Annotated in this window: 2 protein-coding genes and 1 pseudogene; 2 read left to right on the forward strand and 1 reads right to left on the reverse strand. The window is 44.4% G+C overall.

Features of this window, described 5'->3' with window-relative positions; translation table 11 throughout:
- Positions 1-165, forward strand: a pseudogene (locus ACTIE6_RS22860) (bifunctional pyr operon transcriptional regulator/uracil phosphoribosyltransferase PyrR); the annotation flags it as partial.
- 5 nt (positions 166-170) lie between these two features.
- Here ACTIE6_RS22860 and ACTIE6_RS22865 read toward each other — a convergent pair.
- Entirely contained in the window at positions 171-1,754 is a 1,584-nt protein-coding gene (locus ACTIE6_RS22865) for a hypothetical protein (RefSeq protein WP_439558837.1), read from the reverse strand.
- Between the two features lie 128 nt (positions 1,755-1,882).
- Between ACTIE6_RS22865 and argS the strand changes: the two genes are divergently transcribed.
- Positions 1,883-2,347: arginine--tRNA ligase domain-containing protein (argS, locus tag ACTIE6_RS22870; protein WP_439558838.1), on the forward strand; the 465-nt coding region annotated here is incomplete at its 3' end.

Here is a 2,347-nt window from a genome sequence, read left to right on the forward strand (position 1 = left end):
AAAGTGGTTGAGTTAATGGTTTTGATCGATCGCCGCTACAATCGTGAGCTGCCGCTGGGCCCAGACTACGCGGGCATGAAAGTAAGTACGGTTGAGAGCCAGCGCGTGCAGGTTGAATGGAAAGAGCAAGGTTTTGAGCAAGACCATATCTGGCTGGTTGACTAGCCAAATCAGCGTGGGCGCGAAGCTTCTTTCAAGCCCACTTTTCCGATTTCCTGCGTATTGTAAGTCAGCTTGTTGACATAAAAAATCTCCCTGCCCTGCCCTATCGACGAAGTACCAATGCGCTGCATTCCGTAGGCAAGGAAATACTGGCCATACCAGGGTGAAAGGTATCCATCTTCATTATTGAGCACCTTATCCTTCTCTGATTTCGGGTTGATTTTGAATTTCTCAGTCTCCACCACCACTTTGTCGCGGTTGATCACCTCTGTGTGAATTTCGCCTTCCTGCGGATAAGCGAGTACGAAATAATCGTCAACCGGTGTTACCTGCACCATTTCCTGCAAATCAAAACTGGTGAGGTCTTTAATGGTGATCGTATTGTCCCACATAAACTTCCCGTTTCTGTCGAACCCGCAAACAATGGCGTGTGTGTAGCGGTAACCTTCCAGCGAGCGTGAAATATACGGACGGGAAATTCCGCCAGATATAATCGGATTGGTTGAACGCTGATTTGGGTAGTAAACTTCCGCTACGAGCACGATTTCTTCGGGAGTTTGTATCAGTTCATGAACCAGCAGCCGGTAGCGAAAGCGATTTTCCTTGCCTAAACTCTTTCTTTTACCAATTTTTTCCAAAACGCGCTGCCTGTGCTTAGGTTTCATGTAATTGAAGAAATTTTGTAGATCAGAAAATTCGATAAACTGCGCCTCTCTGGGTGTATCATCTTCGATGTGTGTAACATACAAACCCTGTGAGTATTGGGTACAACCTACTGAATAGTTACCGATCAGGTAAGAATCATCTGAATTAAGCGGCACAATTTGTCCGGATATAAAGCTGTAACGCGGGTCGCTTAACGTTGTTTTCTTTAAAAACTTCCCGTCGTAATTGTACGTCTTGATCTCGAAAACACAATTTTTCTTCCGGTAAGCGTAGGTAATTACATTGATATAGCCGTCAATCTCATTGATATCTACATTGTTCAGCTCTGTATTCTTTTCAAAAAGGCCGGGTAAAACGCGGGTAGTATGGTCGAAAAAGGAATGGACAATCACCACTGGCCGGGAGCGATAATAGCCGGAAACGAGCGCTTTGCTGCCGATCACTTTAAACTGCTGCACATCTACACCAGATAACAGGTTTCCTTTAAATGTATCAATGGACCCGTCGTTGAAATTAAGCTGCAAAAAAAGGAATTTGTCGGTATCAGGCTCCGCGAAAAGCCAGTAACCCGACTCTTCCCCTTTGTACGCCATCACAGGAATATACCGAAAATCGAGCTTGTAGGCAGTCCGCCAGAGTACTTTTAAAGTTGTATCGTACTTTACAAAATTCCATTTTTCATTGCGACTGCTCGAATACTCATCCCCACGGATCACGGAGAGGATACCTTGTTCACCCAGACTAAATACTTCAAATTGCTCCGAGGTAGAAGAACTGGTAGGGATCTCCAACCGATCCGTCTGGTGGAGCTGCGCCCACGCGCCAGTGAATGGAGCCAGAAGAATAAGCAGCAGTATCTTTGTCCGGAAAAAACGAAGCAGGTAATTGGACATAACTTCTTCCTGGTGGGGTGTAACTCTCTTCAATATTTACCCTAATTTTGCATCAAAAAAGATAACATCACTATTAATATAAGAAATATTTTCATTCAAATAAAAACGACAGGAAATGCGTCCCGGCATTCAGGAGCACACTTCCGCTTACACCATTTTTCATGACAATTGAGGCTATATTAAAAGACGATATCCAAAAAGCGATCCAAAAGCATTTCGATATTGATGTTGAGGAAGTCATTTTGCAACCAACAAAAAAAGAATTTGAAGGCTTTTATACATTTGTAACCTTCCCGCTTACCAAAACAACCCGCAAAGCGCCTGCCGAGATCGGACAGATCATTGGTGCAGCGCTTGTTGAAGCTTCTTCTGTGGTACAGAGCTTCAATGTAGTCCAGGGTTTTCTTAATATCAGCTTAAAGGATCAAACCTGGCTCGACCTGTTTGAAAAGATGAAAAGCGATCCTGACTACGGCAGTTCTCCTGCGAACGGAGCGTCGGTGATGGTTGAATTTTCTTCCCCAAATACCAATAAACCCCTGCACCTGGGGCATTTACGAAACAACTTTCTGGGCGATTCTTTGTCGAGGATCCTGAAAGCGAGTGGCTACAACATTGTCAAAACC

It is taken from the genome of Dyadobacter sp. (assembly GCF_051859145.1).
Lineage (GTDB): Bacteria > Bacteroidota > Bacteroidia > Cytophagales > Spirosomataceae > Dyadobacter.